This window comes from Klebsiella sp. JN_Kp127, from assembly GCF_040062505.1.
GTDB classification, from domain to species: Bacteria; Pseudomonadota; Gammaproteobacteria; order Enterobacterales; family Enterobacteriaceae; genus Klebsiella; species Klebsiella quasipneumoniae.
Genome location: NZ_JBEAHS010000044.1, coordinates 61,276 through 81,108, shown reverse-complemented (window position 1 = coordinate 81,108; position 19,833 = coordinate 61,276). Strand labels below are relative to the sequence as shown.

The window sequence follows — 19,833 nt, the reverse complement described above, 5'->3', positions numbered from 1 at the left end:
GCTTCCACCGCGGCTTTACGCGGGTCGGCCGGCTCGGCCGCCGGGGCTTCCGCCGGCGCCGCCTGCTGTTCGGCTTTGCGCGCTTTAGCGCGGGCGATGGCGGCTTCCACCACGGCTTTACGCGGGTCGACCGCCGGGGCTTCCGCCGCCGCGGCCTGCTGTTCGGCTTTGCGCGCTTTGGCGCGGGCGATAGCGGCTTCCACCGCGGCTTTACGCGGGTCGGCCGGCTCGGCCGCCGGGGCTTCCGCCGGCGCCGCCTGCTGTTCGGCTTTGCGCGCTTTAGCGCGGGCGATGGCGGCTTCCACCACGGCTTTACGCGGGTCGACCGCCGGGGCTTCCGCCGCCGCGGCCTGCTGTTCGGCTTTGCGCGCTTTGGCGCGGGCGATAGCGGCTTCCACCGCGGCTTTACGCGGGTCGGCCGGCTCGGCCGCCGGGGCTTCCGCCGCCGCGGCCTGCTGTTCAGCTTTGCGCGCTTTGGCGCGGGCGATGGCGGCTTCCACCACGGCTTTACGCGGGTCGGCCGGCTCGGCCGCCGGGGCTTCCGCCGGCACGGCCTGCTGTTCGGCTTTGCGCGCTTTGGCGCGGGCGATGGCGGCTTCCACCGCGGCTTTACGCGGGTCGGCCGCCGGGGCTTCCGCCGGCGCGGCCTGCTGCTGCGCTTTACGCGCCCGGGCTTCGGCCTTCCGCGCTTCGCGGGCGGCGATCGCCTCGCTGTTGTCCGGTCTGGCGCCGGCCTGAATCACGATAGGCTGCGCGGCGTCGCGCTGTTTATCACGTACCCGGGCCAGGGCGGCGTTAATCGCATCCTGATCTTTGGCGGCAGGCTGGACGGCGGCTTTTTTATGCCGCTCGGCGCGGGCCGCTTTCTCACGCTCCAGGCGCGCCTGTCGGGCCTCGAATCGCGCTTTGGCTTCCGCAGCGCGCTGCTCTTCCTGGCGAATCGCCGCGATCTCGGCTTTCTCCTGACGGAAGTACTGCACCAGCGGAATATTGCTTGGGCATACCCACGCGCACGCGCCGCATTCGATGCAGTCCGCCAGATTGTGGGCGGTGGCTTTATCGTGCTGCTGGCCTTTGCTGAACCAGTAAAGCTGCTGCGGCAGCAGATCGGCCGGGCAGGCGTCAGCGCAGGCGCTGCAGCGAATGCAGCCTTTCTCTTCCTGCGGCTCGCCCATCTCGCTGGCGGAGGGCGCCAACAGACAGTTGGTGATCTTCACCACCGGGACGTCGAGCCCCGGCAGGGTAAAGCCCATCAGCGGCCCGCCCATGATCACCATCGGCTCGGCGCTGGCGCAGAAGCCGGCGTCGTTAAGCAGATGGCGCACCGGCGTGCCAAGGCGCGCCCAGACGTTGCCCGGCCGGGTTACCGCCTCGCCGGTGAGGGTGACTACGCGCTCGGTTAACGGCTCGCCGTCAATCACTGCGCGTTTCACCGCATAGGCTGTACCGACGTTCTGCATCAGCACGCCAATGTCCGAAGAGCGACCACCGTGGGGTACCTGTTTGCCGGTGAGAATTTGGGTGAGCTGCTTGGCGCCGCCGGAGGGGTATTTGGTGGGGATCACGCGCAGCGAAATGCCATGGGCGTCGCAAAGCACCGCCCGCAGCATCGATATGGCCTGCGGTTTATTGTCTTCAATGCCGATCAGCACCTCATCAGGCTGCAGAATATGGGCAAGGATGCGGATCCCTTCGACAATCTGCGCCGCGCAGTCCTGCATCAGACGGTCGTCCGCCGTGATATAGGGTTCGCACTCGGCGGCGTTAATGATCAGCGTTTTAATTTTATCGCCGCCGCCGCGCAGTTTACTGCCGGTGGGGAAGCCGGCGCCGCCGAGGCCGGCAACGCCAAACTGGTGGATGCGCTCAATCAGCGCTTCACGGGTGCGGGTCTGATAGTCGCTCCAGCCGTCGCGTTCGATCCAGCGGTCTTCGCCGTCGGCGTCAATGATCACGCTCATCTCCGCCAGCGCGGACGGATGGGCAGTGGTGTGCGGGGCGATAGCGGCAACGGTGCCGGAGGTGGGAGCGTGAACCGGCAGCATTCTTCCCCAACCGCGGGTCAGCGGCTGGCCGCGCAGCACCCGGTCGCCGACCTTGACGCACAGTTCGCCTTCGGCGCCGATGTGCTGCTTTAGCGGGATCACAAAGCGCTGCGGCAGGGAAACCTGGCGCAGCGGGGTGCCGTTAGACTGGGTTTTCATCTCCGGCGGGTGAATACCGCCGTTAAAATCCCAGACTTTGTCTTTTCGGAAAGCGGAAAATAGCTTAAACATGTTGTTCCACAGGAATATTTCGCACCGGGATCGTATGCAGATCCCATTTCCAGGTCTCCGGGGTCGTCGCCACCGGAACGAGTGAAATGCACTGGGTCGGGCAGGGGGCAACACACAGGTTGCAGCCGGTGCACAGGTCGCTCATCACGGTATGCATGGCGCGGGTCGCCCCGACAATGGCATCCACCGGACACGCCTGAATACATTTGGTGCAGCCGATGCAGTTCGGCTCGTCAATCACGGCGAGCATGCGGGCCGGCTCGGCTGCCTGCTCGTCGCCGTCGACGGGCTGCGGGTCGACGTTGAGCAGGGCGGCGATTTTTAACATCACCGCTTCGCCACCCGGCGCGCAGCGGTTAATTTTCTCACCCTGCACGCCCACCGCTTCCGCATAGGGGCGGCAGCCAGGGTAGCCGCACTGCCCACACTGGCTCTGCGGCAACAGTTCATCAATTTTTTCCACCACCGGGTCGTCCTGCACCGCGAAACGGCGCGACGCATACCCCAGTATTAAGCCGAAAATCAGCCCTAACAGGCTGATGGCGATCACGGCTATCCAGACTGCGCTCATTACAACTTCACCAAACCACTAAAGCCCATAAAGGCCAGAGACATTAAACCGGCGGTAATCAGCGCGATGGCATTACCGCGGAACGGCGCGGGGACATCGGCCACCACCAGACGCTCGCGGATCGCCGCGAACAGCACCATCACCAGCGAGAAGCCGACGGCGGCGGCAAAACCGTACAGCGCCGACTGCAGGAAATTGTGGCCCAGATTGATGTTCAGCAGCGCCACCCCAAGCACCGCGCAGTTGGTGGTGATCAGTGGCAAAAAGATCCCCAGCAGGCGATAAAGCGCCGGGCTGGTTTTACGCACCACCATCTCAGTGAACTGAACCACCACGGCGATAACCAGAATAAAGGCCAGGGTACGTAAATAAACCAGATTTAGCGGGATAAGGATCCAGGTATCAATCAGCCAGGCGCAAATAGAGGCCAGGGTCATCACGAAGGTGGTCGCGAGCCCCATTCCCATTGCGGTTTCCAGCTTTTTGGAAACACCCATAAACGGGCACAGGCCAAGGAACTTCACTAAAACGAAGTTATTGACAAGGACAGTACCGATAAAGAGCAGTAAATAATCAGCCATCATGCGACCTGAAACGAAAAAAAGCCGCTTATTATCGAATAAAACGATACCGGCGACAACAGGTTAAGTGTGGGGTTTTTACGGATTAACAAAGGTCCGTTTGACCCGCTGTGAACGGCGAAAATAGGGCGCCAGCAGCGCGGCGGCCAGCAGTGGAAACAGTAGCTGACGCAGAGCAAGGGCATCCGAAACGGGGGAGAAGGCAAACGCCTTTATCGCCAGCAACAGCGTAATGAGCAGCCAGATAATATAGTGTTTCGGCACCAGCGAGCGCCGCTTGAAAAAGGCGATGGTCAGCCAGAGCGTATAAAACCACATGGCGATGGCAAACAGCAGCGAGGCGACCCACAGCGCCATGTGTCCGGTGCTCATGGCGCGCAGCAGGGCCCAGGTCTGCGGCGACATGAGGGCATTGGCAAAAAATAGCAGCGATAACGAGGCGCTCAACAGCGCCAACAGCAACCAGGCCAGCGGTGCCAACAGCCAGCCGCCGATGCGCTCCGCAGATTGAGACGTCATGTTTTTCCCCTATTCAACGCCAGTATATAAAAGCAGGCCGGGAAGTATAAGCAACTGGCGTGAAGGATGACAGTCTTACTGCACGAATCGCCAAACGGATTTAGGCACCTGGCCCACATCGAACAATTTACCACCGGAAACCAGCTCTGCCCGGCGATGGTCGGCGGCGCGATACATATTAACGATCTCTTCGGTGTCAGTCAGGGAGTAGTTAAGGTGATCAAATAGTTTTTCAAGACTTTCCAGCGAACTGATTTTGCGGAATTTTAATAAATAGTCCAGAACGGTCATTTTCGTATCCATTTTATAATCGGAATAATTACGTTGAATATTATCAGCATTCACTAAACCTACTCTCAACCAACGGCGCCTTCTGCCGGGGCCGCGTGGCATGATTCAGGTTATATAAACCCATGACAAGGGGCAAAGCCAGCCTTGAAGAGCAGGGAGATGTTTAAGAATATTCTAAATCAGACCGGGCGCCGAATGGCGCCCGCAGGAGAAGATTAACGCTGTTCGCCGCGGCTGGCAATAACAGATTTGTACCAATAAAAACTCTTCTTTCGTTTGCGTGCCAGATTTTGCTGGTGGTCCACATAGACAAAGCCATATTGCTTTTGATAACCGTTGAGCCAGCTCAGCAAATCGATAAACGACCAGGGATAATAGCCGCGGACGTCCGCTCCCTGCGCCAGCGCCTTTTCCAGGGCGCCAATATGGCTGCTCAGATAGTCGATTCGCGGATCGTCGACCACCTCACCGGCAATAATCGGGTCTTTCGCCCCAAGGCCATTCTCGGTGATATAGATCGGGATATCGCCATAGCGCGCCTTGATCATCATAATGCCGTCGGTCAGCCCCTGCGGCCAGATCTCCCAGCCCCATTCGGTATAGGTGCTTTGCGGATTAAGCACGAAATAGAATAACCCCTCCACGCCAGGCTCGCCGCCGGTGGGGATTTCGGGCGGCCGGGCGGATACCGTTTCCCGACGATAGTAATTCAGACCGATAAAGTCACAGCGGTTGTCTCGCAGCAGCGCGTCGTCCCCTGGAGCAAAGCGCGGTACGCCCCACAGCGCTTGAGTCTGCGCCAGCAGGGCAGCAGGATAGGCGCCTTTTAGCACCGGATCGTACAGCCAGTGGGTATGGATGGCGTCAGCCAGGTCGGTAGCCTGCCGGTCTGCCTCGCTGTCGGTGAGTGGGGTATGCGGCTGCAGCACATTGACGAAACCAATCTCGCCCGCCACGGCCATCTCGCGAAAAGCCTTCACCGCCAGCGCATGGGCGATAAACACATGATGACAGGCCTGGATGGCGCGCGCCGGATCGCGAACGGCCGGGGGATGCAGGCCGTTAATGTAGCCGTGGCCGATGAAGACAATGGTCTCGTTAAAGGTTGCCCACAGCTTCACCCGCGAACCAAAGCGCGCGTAGCACAGGCGGGCGTACTCGGCGAAGGCCTCGGCGGTGCTGCGTGCTTCCCAGCCGCCCTCATCCTGCAGGGCCTGCGGCAGGTCCCAGTGATAGAGGGTGATCATCGGCTCAATATTATGCGCCAGCAGTTCATCGATCAGATCGCTATAAAACTGCACGCCTGCTTCATTAACCTCGCCGCGCCCGGTGGGCAGCAGGCGGGGCCAGGAGATGGAAAAGCGATAGCTCTGCAGGCCCATCTCGGCCATCAACGCCACGTCTTCGCGAAAACGGTGATAGTGATCGACAGCGATATCGCCGGTGGTCCCTTCAAAGGTGGTTCCCGGCAGGTGAGAGTAAATATCCCAGATTGACGGTCCTTTACCGTCAGCGTCGTGCCCACCTTCGACCTGATACGCTGCGGTAGCGGCACCCCATAAAAAATGTTGCGGAAAAGCGGCCATGAAAAAGCTCCCAGTCTGATGATAGAGGGAGTGTAATCAAAGCAAGGAGAGGTGTGCAACCGGTTTCTGAAACCGGTTGCACAGTTGCGAAGCAGGTCACTGTTTCACGGCGGCGCTACTTTGTCTGCACCACATCCGCTGGCGGTGGCGACTGGTAATTATCAATATGGTGCGCGATAACCAAAAGCAGTGCGGAAATCCCAAAAACAATCCAGCCAATAAGTTCTACAATACGGGTAAAAACAGTCGTCATAACACTTCAATATCCTTTGAACACAGTGGGAAATGTTACTCTATGGTCAGCAGATCACAAGGGGTATCTGTCTGATTTTTCACGCATGCGGTAAAACCGTAAGTGGAAAAATGATAAGTTTGAGTCGCGGTTTGTAAGAATATTCTCATTAACCAGATATTGACATCAGCTGAATAAGCGAGGCGGTAACATGAGTGATGCGATCCGGGTGGGGCTGGTGGGCTATGGCTACGCCAGCAAAACGTTTCATGCGCCGTTAATCAGCGGCACGTCGGGCCTGGCGCTGACGACGGTCTCCAGCAGCGACGCGGCCAAAGTTCATGCCGACTGGCCTGGCGTGAAGGTGGTCAGTGCGGCGAGTGAATTGCTGAACGACCCGGAGATCGATCTGGTGGTCATCGCCACGCCGAACGACACGCACTTCCCACTGGCGAAAGCGGCGCTGGAGGCCGGGAAGCACGTGGTGGTGGATAAACCCTTTACCGTGACACTGTCACAGGCTCGCGAGCTGGAGAGCCTGGCGAAGCACTGGGGTCGGGTGCTGTCGGTATTTCACAACCGGCGCTGGGACAGTGATTTCTTAACGGTCAGAACATTGATCAACGAAGGCCAGCTGGGAGAGGTGGGTTACTTCGAATCACATTTCGACCGTTTCCGGCCGCAGGTGCGCCAGCGCTGGCGGGAGCAGGCGGGCCCCGGGAGCGGAATTTGGTATGATCTTGGACCGCATCTGCTCGACCAGGCGGTGGCGCTGTTTGGTCTGCCGGTGAGCATCACGGTCGATCTCGCTCAGCTTCGGCCCGGCGCGCAATCCACCGACTATTTTCACGCGGTGCTGGCCTATCCCCAGCGGCGGGTGGTGCTGCACGGCACATTGCTCGCCGCCGCGGAGAGCGCGCGCTTTATCGTCCACGGCTCGCGGGCCAGCTATATCAAGTACGGTCTCGACCCGCAGGAGGAGCGGTTGAAAAATGGCGAACGTTTGCCGCAGGAGGACTGGGGGTATGATATGCGTGACGGTACCCTCACTCGCGCCGAAGGCGACGAACGCAGCGAGGAGACGTGGCTGACGCTGCCGGGCAATTATCCCGCTTACTATGCCGCTATCCGCGATGCGCTCAACGGGGTGGGAGAAAACCCGGTCCCGGCCAGCGAGGCGATTCAGATCATGACCCTGATTGAGCTCGGTATTGAGTCGGCCCGGCACCGCGCCACGCTCAGCCTGGTGTGAAAAATAGCCCGGCAGCGCGGCTGCCGGGCCGGTAATCAGCCTTTGGCCACCCGCTGAATGAGCGAGGCTTTTTCCTGTTCGCTGAGAAACGCCTGAGTCAGTCCGTTGATCTGCGCCTGGCGGATCTGCTCCCGGCTCAGCCCCGCCGCCGGCGCCGCCACGGTGTATTCGTGGATAATGTCGACCCCCTGGACCGCCGGATCGTCAGTGTTGAGGCTCGCCAGCACGCCGTGCTCAAGGAACTGCTTCAGCGGATGCTGGGCCAGAGAGGGCACGGTGCTGGTTTGCACGTTCGAGGTGAGGCAGGATTCAATCCCGATGCGGTGCTCGGCCAGATAGTCCATCAGGGCGGGATCCTGTACCGCTTTTACCCCATGGCCGATGCGCTCGGCGCCCAGTTCACGGATGGCCTGCCAGATACTTTCCGGACCGGCCGCTTCGCCAGCGTGGACGGTGATATGCCACCCGGCATCGCGGGCCTGGTTAAAATGACTGAGGAACAGCGCCCCCGGGAAGCCCAGCTCATCGCCAGCGAGGTCGAGGGCGGTGATGCCATCGCGGTGGGCGAGCAGGGCCGCCAGCTCTTCCTGGCAGGCCGCTTCGCCAAAGGTGCGGCTCAAAATGCCGATCAGGCGGGCATCGACCTGGAAATCGCGGCACCCCTCACGTACCCCGGCGATCACTGCCTCTACCACGCCGTCGACCGGCAGCTGGTGGGTCATCGCCATATAGCGGGGGGAGAAGCGCAGCTCCACGTAGTGCAGGCCATTGCGCGCCGCGTCTTCAACGTTCTCATACGCCACGCGACGGCAGGCTTCCAGCGAGGCCAGGACTTTCACCCCCCAGTCGAGCTTGGCGAGAAAACTGACCAGATCGGGCTCCAGGCTGGTGACCTGGACGTGGGGACGCAGCGTGTCAAGGGTGGTAGCGGGAAGGGTGATGTTAAACTCGCGGCCAAGATCGAGGATGGTTTGGGCCCGGATGTTACCGTCAAGGTGGCGGTGAATGTCGGTTAATGGCAATGAGGAATCAATCATGGTCGCACTCTTTTTTTAGTTAAAGTGCACGTCATTATACAACAGATACCTAACGCTTTAAAACGATTGAAAAAAGGCAAAAGAAACAAACGCCTGCGCCAGGCCCGGCCGGCGCAGCAGAATGCGGCGCATAATCATTTACATTTATATTTTATTTGAATGTATTCATGTTACATATTAAATTCTGCTTACTTTATCGACGATGAGGCAGGGATGCGGATGTGGAAAGCGTAATCCATAATAATATTGAGGGTTTTCTGCTGTTGTTATTAAGCATGTGGCCCATTCTGTTGGTGGTATTCGTTGGCGTCGCCATCTCCTTCTATACCATGCTGTTACGCAAAACGGCGCTGGCCTGCCTGCTGTTCGCCGTCGCCATCGGCGCCGCAGGCTGGAGCTTTGCCTGACGCCAGGCCTCAGGGTTTATCCAGCAGGCTCATACTGGAGGTGGCGGCGCCATCATTCAGATTGGACGGCGAATGCCAGTCGCGGCCCGCCAGGGCGCTGTCTCCCTGACCGCTGCTGGCGACGCTGTCCTGCTGCGTCGACAGCGTTGACCCTTCAAGCGCTTCCTCTGCCCCCGACTGGTCGGGCAGAGAACTGCTATACCCGCCATTGTTCGAATACGTATCCATACCGTTGACTTCATTCGGCACCGTGTCGGTGGTGGTCCCGTCATCGTTAATGCAAAATGAGCCGCCGATGCCGTTAGGCTGACAGTCCGCGGCGAAAGTCGGGCTGGCCAACGCGGTCAGCAGCAATAGCGGTAAGCTGATTTTCTTCATTTTTATCTCCATACGCAGCGTGGCCGACAGATGTTCTCAACTATAGAGGGGAGAGCGCGGCGGCAGGTAACAAAACTGTTTAATTTTGTAATAGCTCATGGTATCCGGCGCCCGTTCGCGTGGCCAGGGCGCAGCGGCTCGGCACAATGCGGTAATCATTTGTTAATTCAACGTAAAGGTTAATGAAAATTTAAGGGAAGGCCGCTATGTTGGCAGCATCACACTTTCCATTAAGGATATTCCATGCGCGATAAATATTCCGGCCTGCAGATTGGCATCCACTGGCTGGTCTTCTTGCTGGTGGTGGTGGCCTATGCGGCGATGGAGCTGCGCGGATTTTTCCCCCGCAGCGATCGGCCGCTGATTAATATGATTCATGTTTCCTGCGGGATCGCCATTTGCGTGCTGATGGCGGCGCGTCTGCTGGTGCGGCTGAAAACGCCGACGCCGCCGATCGTGCCGAAGCCGTCGCCAATGATGACCGGTTTCGCCCATCTCGGCCATCTGGTTATTTATCTGCTGTTTATTGCCCTGCCGCTGATCGGCATGGTGATGATGTACTGGCGCGGGAATCCCTGGTACGCCTTTGGCCTGACGATGCCGTATGCCCCGCAGAGCGATTTTGAGCGGGTGGACACCCTGAAAGCGATCCATGAATGGTTAGCGAATGCCGGTTACTTCGTGATTGGCCTGCATGCCTTTGCCGCGCTGCTCCATCATTACTGGTGGAAAGATAATACCCTGCTGCGAATGATGCCCCGTAAGCGCTGAATCACTCGCTTCAACATTCAGACCCCGTCCCGCGACGGGGTTTTTTTTGCCTTTGCGGCTAATAAAATATAGTATACCCCCCTATATGATACGGAGGCGTTATCGTGCCACATTCACCTGAAGATAAAAAACGGGCCCTCAGCCGCGTACGCCGCATCCGCGGCCAGGTTGAAGCCCTTGAACGCGCGCTGGAGTCAGGCGAACCCTGTATGACTATCCTGCAGCAGATCGCCTCGATTCGCGGGGCGGCAAACGGTCTGATGGGCGAAATGGTGGAGATCCACCTGCAGGACGAGCTGGTCAGCGGCGACACCACCCCGGACCAGCGGGCCGCGAGAATGGCAGAGGTCGGTCATCTGCTACGATCTTATTTAAAATAACATCACGACGAGGAAGAGACAGTTATGAAATCACGCGCAGCAGTGGCCTTTGGCCCCGGTCAGCCGTTAAAAATCGTAGAGATTGACGTCGCGCCGCCGAAAAAAGGCGAAGTTCTGGTGAAAATCACCCATACCGGCGTGTGCCATACCGATGCCTTCACCCTTTCCGGCGACGATCCCGAAGGCGTCTTCCCGGCGGTGCTGGGCCATGAAGGCGGCGGCGTGGTCGTGGAAGTGGGCGAGGGCGTCACCAGTCTTAAGCCGGGCGATCATGTCATCCCGCTGTATACCGCCGAATGCGGCGAGTGCAAGTTCTGTAAGTCGGGTAAAACCAATCTCTGTCAGGCGGTGCGCGCCACCCAGGGCAAAGGGCTGATGCCGGACGGCACCACCCGTTTCTCGTATAACGGCGAACCGATTTATCACTACATGGGCACCAGCACCTTCAGCGAATACACGGTCTGCGCTGAGATCTCGCTGGCGAAAGTCAATCCGCAGGCGCCGCTGGATAAAGTGTGTCTGCTGGGCTGCGGCGTGACCACCGGCATCGGCGCGGTGCATAACACGGCGAAGGTTAAGCCCGGGGATACCGTCGCGGTCTTTGGTCTGGGCGGCATCGGCCTGGCGGTGATCCAGGGCGCCGTGCAGGCGCAAGCCGGGCGCATTCTGGCGGTCGATACTAACCCGGATAAGTTCACTCTCGCGAAAGAGATGGGGGCTACCGACTTTATCAACCCCAACGACTACGATAAGCCCATTCAGGATGTGATCGTTGAGCTGACCGACGGCGGGGTGGATTTCAGCTTCGAGTGCATCGGTAATGTCAATGTGATGCGCGCGGCGCTGGAATGCTGCCATAAAGGCTGGGGCGAGAGCGTCATTATCGGCGTGGCCGGCGCCGGGCAGGAGATCAAGACCCGTCCGTTCCAGCTGGTGACTGGCCGGGTGTGGCGCGGCTCCGCCTTTGGCGGCGTGAAAGGCCGTAGCCAGCTGCCGGGAATGGTGGAAGACGCGATGGCGGGTAAAATTCGCCTCGACCCGTTTATTACTCATCGCCTGCCGCTGGCGCAAATTAACGAGGCCTTTGACCTGATGCATGAAGGCAAATCGATTCGCACCGTGATCCACTTTGGCGACCAGTAATCGCTAACGCGCAAGGCGTTTCGTCAGCAGCAAAAAAGGGCCCGAATGGGCCCTTTTGCTTAGGTCAATCAGTGATGGTCAGGAAGCGCATAGGCGATAATGTAATCGCCGCGATCCGGAGACTGACGGGCGCCGCCCGCATTGATAATGATGTATTGCTTACCGGTTTTCGGCGACACGTAGGTCATCGGGCCGGACTGACTGCCAACCGGCAGACGGGATTTCCAGATCTCCTTGCCGTTAGCGGTATCAAAGGCGCGCAGGTAGAAATCCTGAGTACCGGCGAAGAACAACAGCCCGGACTGCGTCGCCAGCGACGCGCCAAGGGTCGGCATACCGATCGGAATCGGCATATGCATGCGGATCCCCAGCGGACCGGTATCCTCTACGGTGCCTACCGGCACCTGCCACACCAGTTTCCCGGTTTTCAGATCCACAGCGGACATGGTGCCGAAAGGCGGTTTCTGGCACGGAATGCCCAGCGGCGACAGGAAACGTTCGCGCATAGCGCCAAACGGCGTGCCTTCCATCGGCACGATGCCCATCTCAATGCCGCTGGCGTCTTTCGCTACCTTTTCGCGCGGCACCATATAGTTGGCGAGACCGAGACGCATATCGTTAACGAACATCAGGCTGTTGTTGGGATCCACCGAGACGCTACCCCAGTTCATGCCGCCGAGCGAGCCCGGGAACTGCAGGGAGCGGTCTTCCCCCGGCGGGGTAAAGACCCCCTGGTGGCGCATCTCTTTGAACTGGATACGGCACAGCAGCAGGTCGATCGGCGTCGCGCCCCACATATCGGACTCGGTCAGCGTCTGGTTGCCGATCATCGGCATTCCCACCGAGTAAGGCTGCGTCGGCGAGTAGCGCTCGCCTTTGACGTTGCCCACCGGCACCGGTCGCTCTTCCACTTTCGCCACCGGCTCGCCGGTTTCGCGATTGAGCATAAAGATCATGCCCTGCTTGCTGGTCTGCACCAGCACCGGGGTGGTGCCGCCCTTGCCGTCAGGCAGATCGTACAGCAGCGGCTGAGACGGCAGGTCAAAGTCCCACAGGTCGTGGTGGGTGGTCTGGAAGTGCCAGCGTACCTGGCCGGTCGCGGCATCCACAGCGACGATAGAGGAGCTGTATTTGTCGTCCAGCGCGGTTCGTTCGCCGCCGAAGAAGTCTGGCGTAGCGTTGCCGGTCGGCAGATAGATCAGGTTCAGCTTCGCGTCGTAAGACATCGCCGACCAGACGTTCGGCGTGCCGCGCGTATAGGTCTGGCCCTCCGGCGGTACGCCGGTCAGCGCCGGATTACCCGGATCCCACGCCCAGGCCAGTTTACCGGTATGGACGTCAAACGCGCGGACCACCCCCGGCGGTTCGCCGGTAGAGTAGTTATCCGCGACGCGGCCGCCCACCACCACCACATTGCCCGCGACCAGCGGGGTGGAGGTCTGTTGATAGTAGCCCGCTTTGACTTCGCCCATTCCGACGCTGAGGTCGACAATACCGCGATCGCCGAAGCTCTCGCACAGTTTGCCGGTGTCGGCATCAATGGCGATCAGACGGGCATCGATCGTCGGCAGGAACAGACGACGGGAGCAGGCGGCAGGCTGGGCGCCTGACGCTGGCGTCGTCTGCGCCTGGCTATCTTCGTAATAGCCTAAGCCGCGGCAGCGCTGCCAGTTAGGCGAAGAGGATTTGGAGTCATAGCGCCATTTCTCTTTGCCGCTGTCGACATCCAGCGCCAGCACTTTGCTGTATGGGGTACAGACGTAGAGGGTATCGCCAATCTGCAGCGGGGTATTCTGATCTTCCGCACCGGAGCCATTGCTCTGCGGAATATCCCCAGTATGCGCCACCCAGGCTACCTGCAGCTGGTTGACGTTGTGCTTGTTGATTTGATCGAGAGCGGCGAAGCGGTCGCCGTGGGTGGTGTTGCCCCAGTGCGCCCAGTTTATCTGCTCTTCGCCCGGCGCGACGGGTTTCACCGGTACCGCTTCCGTGGCGCTGACCAGCGGTTCGGATTTAAACATCCAGCCAAAGCTTCCCGCCAGCGCCACGGCGAGCACGGCAGCGATGGCAAAAGCCGGGCCTTTTTTCGCCGGCGGGCTGGCGAGGAAAGGCCAGACCAGGGCGGCGAGAAAGGCCAGCACGCCAAGGGCGAACAGGCGCGAGAAGAGCGGCCAGAAGTTCCAGCCAGCGTCGCCGATCGCCCAGATCACTGAGGCGATAAACGCCACGGCGTACAGCAAAATCCCGCCGCGGCGGCGACGGAAAATTAGCACTGCCGCGATAACCATCACCACGCCCATCAGCGCAAAGTACAGCGTGCCGCCGACGAGAGCCAGTTTTGCCCCCAGAATACCGATAGCCAGACCGATGATCAGCATCAGTCCGGCGAGAAGCCACTGCAGGATCCGGGGGAATCCGCGCGGCGCGTTGCCAGTTGTCATGAAATCTCCTTAACCACACCAGCCACCTCATTACGAACCAAATGAAACAAAGTTATTTTGTTTTATTTTTGAATGAAGTGGTTTTTATCTTCATAAAGCCAAATTTATTGCCTGCTTTGATTTCATATGAACCATTTGGTGAAATCGCGATATGATAGATCTGTTAAAGAAATTTGCGCAAATGTTAATAAATAATTTCGCACTAAATGATTATTTTGCTGAATGTGTCTCAGTCGGCGTCGGCTCCCCGGCCGCGACGGGCCGGGGGAGCGGCGGATCAGGCAGGCATTGATTTACGAATAGCGCTGAGCAGGGTGTGCGTCCCGGGGGTCAGCGTCGCATCGACGCGGGTTAAAATGCCGATGGGCTCCCCGGCGCCCTGGGTGGCAATCGGCAGGGCGGTCAGTACGCCACGGCGAAGATCGTCTTTCACCGCCCCGGAAGGGACGAACCAGACATAGTCAAAATCAACCGTTAGCTGGCGCGACAGGGAGGCGGACAGGGTCTCGATGCAGCCGGCAGGCATTTTACACCCCTGGCTCTGGAGCAGCGCTTCGGCGTTTTGCCGCGGCACGGTGCCCTTTGGCGAGACCACCACCGGCCACTCCATCACCCGACTGAGGGTCACCGTCTCCTGCAGCAGGGGATGTCCCGGACGAACCACCAGCTTAAGGGATTCCAGGAACAGCAGTTCGTAATGCAGGCCGCTCATCAGCTCCGGATCGGACATCCGTCCGATGCCGATGTCGATCTCCCCGGACTTTAACCCGGCGAGCAGCATGGTGTTGTTCATGGTGGCGACCTGCAGCGTGATATCTTTTTGCTGCTTATGGAACTGGCCGATCACCGTCGGCAGGATCCCCAGCGCGGCGGTAGGCAGCGCGCCGATGCGTACAATATCGTTATTCAGGCCCTCTTTACGGTTCAGCGCCTGGCCCGCCGAGTTAAGGGCATCAAGCACCTTCACGGCATGAGTCAGAAACTGTTCCCCGACCAGGGTCAGCTGCGCCCCCAGACGTCCCCGCTCAAACAGACGGGTACCGGTCAGCTGTTCAAGCTCGTTAAGCGTTTTTGAAAGTGCTGGCTGGCTCAGATTTAAAGTTTCAGCCGCGCGCCCCAGCGTTCCCTGTTGAGCGACGGCCACGAAGGTGTGTAGATGGCGCAAGCGAATGCGCTGACTGAAGAGACCATTTTTTTCCATAGTAAGATGATGTTAAAAACACAGCGGTGAAAGAGACAAGCGGCCTTGTTTAAATTTGATAACCAGATAGCAAAATATTTTTAACATTTGAGCTGATTACATTACAAGATCTTTCCCTATGGTTTAACACGCCGCCGCCCCGGCTGTGCGGGGCGACGGCGGTGGTCTGCATGGCCGCTAGATATCGAAAAAGACGGTTTCGTTCTCGCCCTGCAGATAAATGTCGAAACGATAGACCACTTCCGCACCGCGAACTTCGCGCTCAGCGATTAAGGTTTTGCGTCTCACCTCCCACTCGATGAGATTCAGTACCGGGTCGCTGGCGTTGGCCTCGTGCTCATCGGCAAAATACATCCGCGTATTGAGGCCAATATTGATCCCCCGGGCCACCACCCACAGATTGACGTGCGGCGCCATCAGACGGCCATCGCGGCCAACCACCGCGCCGGGCTTGATGGTTTCAAAGCGCCAGACGCCGGAGGTGAAGTCAGAGCAGGTGCGCCCCCAGCCGCGAAAGCCCGGGTCGACCGCTTTCTGCTGCTGACGATCGTCAGGATGGTTATAGCGTCCCGCGGCGTTGGCCTGCCAGATCTCCAGCAGCACATCGCGGACCGGGGTTCCGGAGCCGTCGATAACCCGGCCTTCAATGGTGATTCGTTCTCCGACGGTATCGGCGGTGGTGAGAACCGGACCAAAATTTTTCTCAAAAATATGGAAACCCGCGGCGTCCGGCGCCAGACCAATATGAACATAGGGTCCCGCGGTCTGCGAGGCGGTTTCAGGCAGATACTCTTTCATCGGGCGGCCCCCTGAGTGCGATTTTCAAACAGCGTGGCGCGATGGCCGCGCAGAACAAGGTCGAAGCGGTAGGCCAGACAATCCAGCGGCACGGCGGCGTGCATGTCCAGCTCGGCGATCAGGGTGCGCACGGCGTCGTCATTATTAATGGTTCTGACGATCGGGCACTGCTTGATCAGCGGGTCGCCTTCGAAATACATCTGGGTGATCAGGCGCTGGGCCCAGGCGTCGCCCGAGAGCGAGAAATGAATATGCGCCGGACGCCAGTCGCTGGCCTGGTTGCGCCAGGGGTAGGGGCCGGGCTTGATGGTGCGAAAACAGTAATAGCCGTTCTCGTCGGTCAGCACCCGGCCGCAGCCGCCGAAGTTCGGGTCAATCGGCGCCAGATACTGATCTTTTTTATGTCGATAGCGGCCGCCGGCATTGGCCTGCCAGACTTCCACCAGGGTGTTTTTCATCGGTCGGCCGAAGCCATCCCGCACGTAGCCGTGCACAATGATCCGCTCGCCAATCGGCAGGCCTTCTTTGGCATAGTTAAGGATAAGGTCATTATCCAGCGGACCCAGGTCGTCGCGGCTAAACACCGGGCCGGTGATCTCCGACAGCGAGTTCTGCAGGGAGATCAGGGCGTTTTTCGGGGAGCGCAGGACGCTGGTTTTATAGCCCGGGGCGTAAGCGGGCGGGTGACTACTGTAATCGCGATGGATAACCTCGCGCGGGGACCATTTATCGTTCATCGGGTACTCCGTATAGAGGGTAGAGGGGCATGTTGTTGTAATGTCGCCAGAAACAGTGTGTGTAAATGTATTGTTAATTTAAAGTGAAATTACCGGTTGTTTTTCATAACCATCGGTTATGTTCTGCGCTATGCCCGTGACCGGAAGCAGGTTATCGCCATCACAGTTTGTAAATTCTTCCCCCCGCCGGGAGGCAGCTTTCCTACACTCCAGGAAGTATTCACTGGAGGTAACACATCATGGCGAACACCATCACGGCTGATGAGATTCGGGAGCACTTTTCGCAGGCCATGTCGGCTATGTACCAGCAGGAAGTTCCGCAGTACGGGACGCTGCTGGAGCTGGTGGCTGACGTCAACCTGGCGGTACTGGAAAATAATCCGAAGCTGCATGAACAACTGGCCAACGCCGACGAGCTGGCGCGCCTGAACGTTGAGCGCCACGGGGCGATCCGCGTGGGCACAGCGGAGGAACTGGCGACGCTGCGTCGCATGTTTGCCATTATGGGGATGTATCCCGTCAGCTATTACGATCTCTCGCAGGCCGGCGTGCCGGTTCACTCCACGGCGTTTCGTCCTGTCGACGATGCCGCGCTGGCGCGCAATCCGTTTCGGGTTTTTACCTCGCTGCTGCGTCTGGAGCTGATCGAAAACCGCGCTCTGCGCGAGCGGGCCGAGGCGATCCTCGCCCGGCGCAACATATTCACTCCCCGCTGCCTGGCGCTGATCGCCCGGCACGAGGCCGAAGGGGCGTTCACCCCTGCGGAAGCCCGCGAGTTTGTGCAGGAGGCGCTGGAGACCTTCCGCTGGCACCGGCATGCCACCGTCGATGAGGAGACCTACCACGCGCTGCATCGCGAACATCGCCTGATTGCCGATGTGGTCTGCTTCCCGGGATGCCATATCAACCACCTCACGCCGCGGACGCTGGATATTGACCGCGCGCAGGCCCTGATGCCGGAGTGCGGTATTGAGCCAAAGGCCCTGATCGAAGGTCCACCGCGCCGGGAGGTACCGATCCTCCTGCGGCAGACCAGCTTCAAGGCGCTTGAGGAGCCGGTGATGTTCGCCGGCGAACACCGCGGCACCCACAGCGCCCGCTTTGGCGAAATTGAGCAGCGCGGCGTGGCGCTGACGCCGAAAGGGCGCGCGCTGTACGACCGGCTGCTGCAGGCGGCAGGGACCGGCAAAGACAATCTCAGCCACCAGCTGCATCTGCAGGAGGTGTTCCGCGAATTTCCCGACAGCGAATTTCTGCTGCGTCAGCAGGGGCTGGCCTGGTTTCGCTACCGCCTGACGCCGGCTGGCGAGGCCCATCGCCAGGCGTTTCGCCCGGGCGACGATCCCCAGCCGCTGATCGAGCGCGGATGGGTGGTGGCCCAGCCCATCGTCTATGAGGATTTTTTACCGGTCAGCGCGGCGGGCATTTTTCAGTCCAATCTGGGTAACGAAACCCAGGCGCGCAGCCACGGGAATGCCAGCCGCGAAGCCTTTGAGGCGGCGCTGGGCTGCCCGGTGCAGGATGAGTTTGAACTGTACCGGCAGGCGGAGGAGCGCAGCAAACGACGTTGCGGTCTGCTGTAAAATCAGTACCCTGCTGGCATCAGCCTTACAGGGAGCAGGTTATGCAACATCCGTCGAAACCGTTGGCGAAAACCCGGCAGGGCACGCTGGCCGGGAGCGCAGAGCAGGGGATCCATATCTGGCGCGGCATTCCGTACGCCGCGCCGCCCGTGGGGCCGCTGCGCTGGCGCGCGCCGCAGCCTCCCGCCCGCTGGCATGGCGTGCGTCAGGCCGACACCTTTTCCGCCGCCAGCTGGCAGGACATTGACTACTGCCGCGAACTTGGCGGCGGGGATCCCGGCCGCTTCAGCGAAGACTGTCTCTATCTCAACGTCTGGGCCCCCGCCAGCGCAGCGCAGCCGCTGCCGGTGATGGTCTGGTTGCACGGCGGCGGGTTTACCATCGGCGCCGGCAGCCTGCCGCCTTACGATGGCCTGGCGCTGGCCAGCCGCGACGTGGTGGTGGTGACGGTCAACTACCGACTGGGCCATCTTGGCTTTTTCGCCCATCCGGCACTGGAGGAAGAGGCGGGCGAGCGTCTGTATAACTTCGCGCTGCTCGACCAGATCGCCGCCCTGCAGTGGGTCCAGGAGAATATTCACGCCTTCGGCGGCGACGCCGCCAACGTCACGCTGTTTGGCGAATCCGCCGGGGCGCGCAGCGTGCTGTCGCTGATGGCCTCGCCGAAAGCGAAAGGGTTGTTCCATAAAGCGATTATTCAGAGCGGGTATACCTTACCCGATCTGCCGCGAGAAAAGGCGCTGGAGAAAGGCTGCCTGCTGGCGGAACGCTTCGCCTTGCCGCAGGCCAGCGCCGAACAACTGCGGGCGATCCCGGCGGAGGCCTTCTGGTCGCTAACCGCCCCGCTGAATATCGGGCCAGCGCCCATCGCCGGCGATGTGGTGCTTCCGCAGCCGATGCTGGAGACCTTTTTTGCCGGGCGCCAGCATCCGATGCCGGTGATGATCGGCTCCAACAGCGATGAAGCCAGCGTGATGGCGGTGTTTGGCGTCGATATCGCCGGGCAGATCCAGAAGCTGCGCCGCGAGCGCCGTCTGGGACTGGGACTGATCAAACTCCTCTATCCCGGCGTCAAGGGGGATGAAGCGCTGGGGCGGGAAGTCTGTCGGGATATGGCGTTTACCACCCTCGGCTATGTGGTGATGCAGGCCCAGCAGCGCGTGGGCCAGCCATGCTGGCGGTACTGGTTCGATTATGTGGCGGAAGCGGAGCATGATGTCTATCCGCACGGCGCCTGGCACGGCAACGAGGTCCCCTACGTGTTTGATAACCTGCGGCTCACCGACCCGGTGCGGCAATATGCCAGTGAAGCGGATCTGGCCTTCGCCGGTCAGGTCGCTGACTACTGGGCCCAGTTTGCCCGCGTCGCCAGCGGCGAGCAGGTGCTTGCCGGCGCGGTGCGTTGGCCGGCGTGCGTGCGCGGACGGGATCGTCTGCTGCGCATTGGCCTGCATAAGCGTGCCGGCTTTAAAGTGGAGAATCGCTTTATGCGCGCCCGGCTGGCGCTGTTTCGCCGGGTGATGAAGCATCACGTGACCCTCGAATAAAGGGGATGGGTCGCGGCTCAGCTGCAGGCCGCGGGCGGCTAAGAAACGCCCCGGCGATGAGACAGGATGAGTGCTGTCCGCTTTGTTTGCAGGCGGGCCCTG

20 protein-coding genes are annotated in these 19,833 nt (G+C 60.1%); 7 read left to right on the top strand and 13 right to left on the bottom strand.

Annotated elements, in window-relative coordinates:
• The 7 genes from rsxC to blr form a co-directional block, all read right to left on the bottom strand.
• The coding region (gene rsxC, locus ABLV04_RS17175) for an electron transport complex subunit RsxC (RefSeq protein WP_348815950.1) at positions 1 to 2,276 on the bottom strand (2,276 nt) is incomplete at its 3' end.
• Positions 2,269 to 2,847: an electron transport complex subunit RsxB gene (gene rsxB, locus ABLV04_RS17170; protein WP_004202846.1), complete on the bottom strand. Its 579-nt coding sequence runs from the start codon at positions 2,845 to 2,847 to the stop codon at positions 2,269 to 2,271. The genes rsxB and rsxC, both read right to left, overlap by 8 nt.
• On the bottom strand, positions 2,847 to 3,428 hold the full coding sequence (gene rsxA / locus ABLV04_RS17165) for an electron transport complex subunit RsxA (RefSeq protein ID WP_002907658.1): 582 nt from the start codon (positions 3,426 to 3,428) through the stop codon (positions 2,847 to 2,849). Before rsxA ends, rsxB begins: the two co-directional genes overlap by 1 nt.
• Before the next feature lie 78 nt (positions 3,429 to 3,506).
• Positions 3,507 to 3,947, bottom strand: coding sequence for a DUF2569 domain-containing protein (locus ABLV04_RS17160; RefSeq protein ID WP_023289920.1), 441 nt, complete (start codon positions 3,945 to 3,947; stop codon positions 3,507 to 3,509).
• Between the two features lie 75 nt (positions 3,948 to 4,022).
• Positions 4,023 to 4,238 (bottom strand): transcription modulator YdgT, encoded by a 216-nt coding sequence (ydgT, locus tag ABLV04_RS17155; protein WP_004202843.1) that lies wholly within the window; start codon positions 4,236 to 4,238, stop codon positions 4,023 to 4,025.
• A 215-nt stretch (positions 4,239 to 4,453) separates the two neighbouring features.
• Entirely contained in the window at positions 4,454 to 5,824 is a 1,371-nt protein-coding gene (locus ABLV04_RS17150; protein ID WP_180265637.1) for a GH1 family beta-glucosidase, read from the bottom strand.
• A gap of 115 nt (positions 5,825 to 5,939) precedes the next feature.
• Positions 5,940 to 6,077 (bottom strand): division septum protein Blr, encoded by a 138-nt coding sequence (gene blr, locus ABLV04_RS17145; RefSeq protein ID WP_012541534.1) that lies wholly within the window; start codon positions 6,075 to 6,077, stop codon positions 5,940 to 5,942.
• 190 nt (positions 6,078 to 6,267) lie between these two features.
• Between blr and ABLV04_RS17140 the strand changes: the two genes are divergently transcribed.
• Positions 6,268 to 7,308: an oxidoreductase gene (locus ABLV04_RS17140; RefSeq protein WP_180265638.1), complete on the top strand. Its 1,041-nt coding sequence runs from the start codon at positions 6,268 to 6,270 to the stop codon at positions 7,306 to 7,308.
• Between the two features lie 35 nt (positions 7,309 to 7,343).
• Here ABLV04_RS17140 and add read toward each other — a convergent pair whose 3' ends face one another.
• A complete protein-coding gene (gene add, locus ABLV04_RS17135) occupies positions 7,344 to 8,345 on the bottom strand; it encodes an adenosine deaminase (protein WP_065881535.1) in 1,002 nt (333 codons plus the stop codon).
• A gap of 221 nt (positions 8,346 to 8,566) precedes the next feature.
• Here add and ABLV04_RS17130 point away from each other — a divergent pair, with 221 nt between their 5' ends.
• The gene (locus ABLV04_RS17130) at positions 8,567 to 8,752 is read left to right on the top strand and encodes a hypothetical protein (protein WP_004202827.1); all 186 of its coding nucleotides are present in this window, start codon (positions 8,567 to 8,569) and stop codon (positions 8,750 to 8,752) included.
• A gap of 9 nt (positions 8,753 to 8,761) precedes the next feature.
• On the opposite strand, the gene ABLV04_RS17125 is transcribed toward ABLV04_RS17130, so the two are convergent.
• Positions 8,762 to 9,130 carry a hypothetical protein gene (locus ABLV04_RS17125; protein WP_004202826.1) on the bottom strand — a complete coding sequence of 123 codons (369 nt, stop codon included), beginning with the start codon at positions 9,128 to 9,130 and terminating at the stop codon, positions 8,762 to 8,764.
• 243 nt (positions 9,131 to 9,373) lie between these two features.
• Between ABLV04_RS17125 and cybB the strand changes: the two genes are divergently transcribed.
• The 3 genes from cybB to ABLV04_RS17110 all read left to right on the top strand — a co-directional run bounded on the left by cybB (position 9,374) and on the right by ABLV04_RS17110 (position 11,424).
• Complete coding sequence (gene cybB / locus ABLV04_RS17120) at positions 9,374 to 9,901, top strand: cytochrome b561 (RefSeq protein ID WP_023289917.1); 528 nt, start codon at positions 9,374 to 9,376, stop codon at positions 9,899 to 9,901.
• 104 nt (positions 9,902 to 10,005) lie between these two features.
• Positions 10,006 to 10,281 carry a metal/formaldehyde-sensitive transcriptional repressor gene (locus tag ABLV04_RS17115; protein ID WP_004202822.1) on the top strand — a complete coding sequence of 92 codons (276 nt, stop codon included), beginning with the start codon at positions 10,006 to 10,008 and terminating at the stop codon, positions 10,279 to 10,281.
• A 24-nt stretch (positions 10,282 to 10,305) separates the two neighbouring features.
• On the top strand, positions 10,306 to 11,424 hold the full coding sequence (locus tag ABLV04_RS17110; protein ID WP_023289916.1) for an S-(hydroxymethyl)glutathione dehydrogenase/class III alcohol dehydrogenase: 1,119 nt from the start codon (positions 10,306 to 10,308) through the stop codon (positions 11,422 to 11,424).
• A gap of 68 nt (positions 11,425 to 11,492) precedes the next feature.
• Here the strand turns inward: ABLV04_RS17110 and ABLV04_RS17105 are convergent, their stop codons facing one another.
• From ABLV04_RS17105 to pcaH, 4 genes are all read right to left on the bottom strand, one after another.
• A complete protein-coding gene (locus ABLV04_RS17105; RefSeq protein ID WP_180265639.1) occupies positions 11,493 to 13,865 on the bottom strand; it encodes a membrane-bound PQQ-dependent dehydrogenase, glucose/quinate/shikimate family in 2,373 nt (790 codons plus the stop codon).
• 277 nt (positions 13,866 to 14,142) lie between these two features.
• Complete coding sequence (locus ABLV04_RS17100) at positions 14,143 to 15,066, bottom strand: LysR substrate-binding domain-containing protein (protein ID WP_023289914.1); 924 nt, start codon at positions 15,064 to 15,066, stop codon at positions 14,143 to 14,145.
• A gap of 177 nt (positions 15,067 to 15,243) precedes the next feature.
• Positions 15,244 to 15,864, bottom strand: a complete 621-nt coding sequence (gene pcaG / locus ABLV04_RS17095; RefSeq protein WP_023289913.1) for a protocatechuate 3,4-dioxygenase subunit alpha — start codon at positions 15,862 to 15,864, stop codon at positions 15,244 to 15,246.
• The gene (gene pcaH / locus ABLV04_RS17090; protein ID WP_004202816.1) at positions 15,861 to 16,601 is read right to left on the bottom strand and encodes a protocatechuate 3,4-dioxygenase subunit beta; all 741 of its coding nucleotides are present in this window, start codon (positions 16,599 to 16,601) and stop codon (positions 15,861 to 15,863) included. The genes pcaG and pcaH overlap by 4 nt, the downstream gene beginning before the upstream one ends.
• Positions 16,602 to 16,840: 239 nt before the next feature.
• Here pcaH and ABLV04_RS17085 point away from each other — a divergent pair, with 239 nt between their 5' ends.
• Together ABLV04_RS17085 and ABLV04_RS17080 are read left to right on the top strand one after the other, a co-directional pair.
• Positions 16,841 to 18,184 carry a VOC family protein gene (locus ABLV04_RS17085; protein WP_023289911.1) on the top strand — a complete coding sequence of 448 codons (1,344 nt, stop codon included), beginning with the start codon at positions 16,841 to 16,843 and terminating at the stop codon, positions 18,182 to 18,184.
• A gap of 41 nt (positions 18,185 to 18,225) precedes the next feature.
• Positions 18,226 to 19,731, top strand: a complete 1,506-nt coding sequence (locus ABLV04_RS17080) for a carboxylesterase/lipase family protein (RefSeq protein ID WP_180265640.1) — start codon at positions 18,226 to 18,228, stop codon at positions 19,729 to 19,731.
• The last annotated feature ends 102 nt before the right edge of the window (positions 19,732 to 19,833 follow it).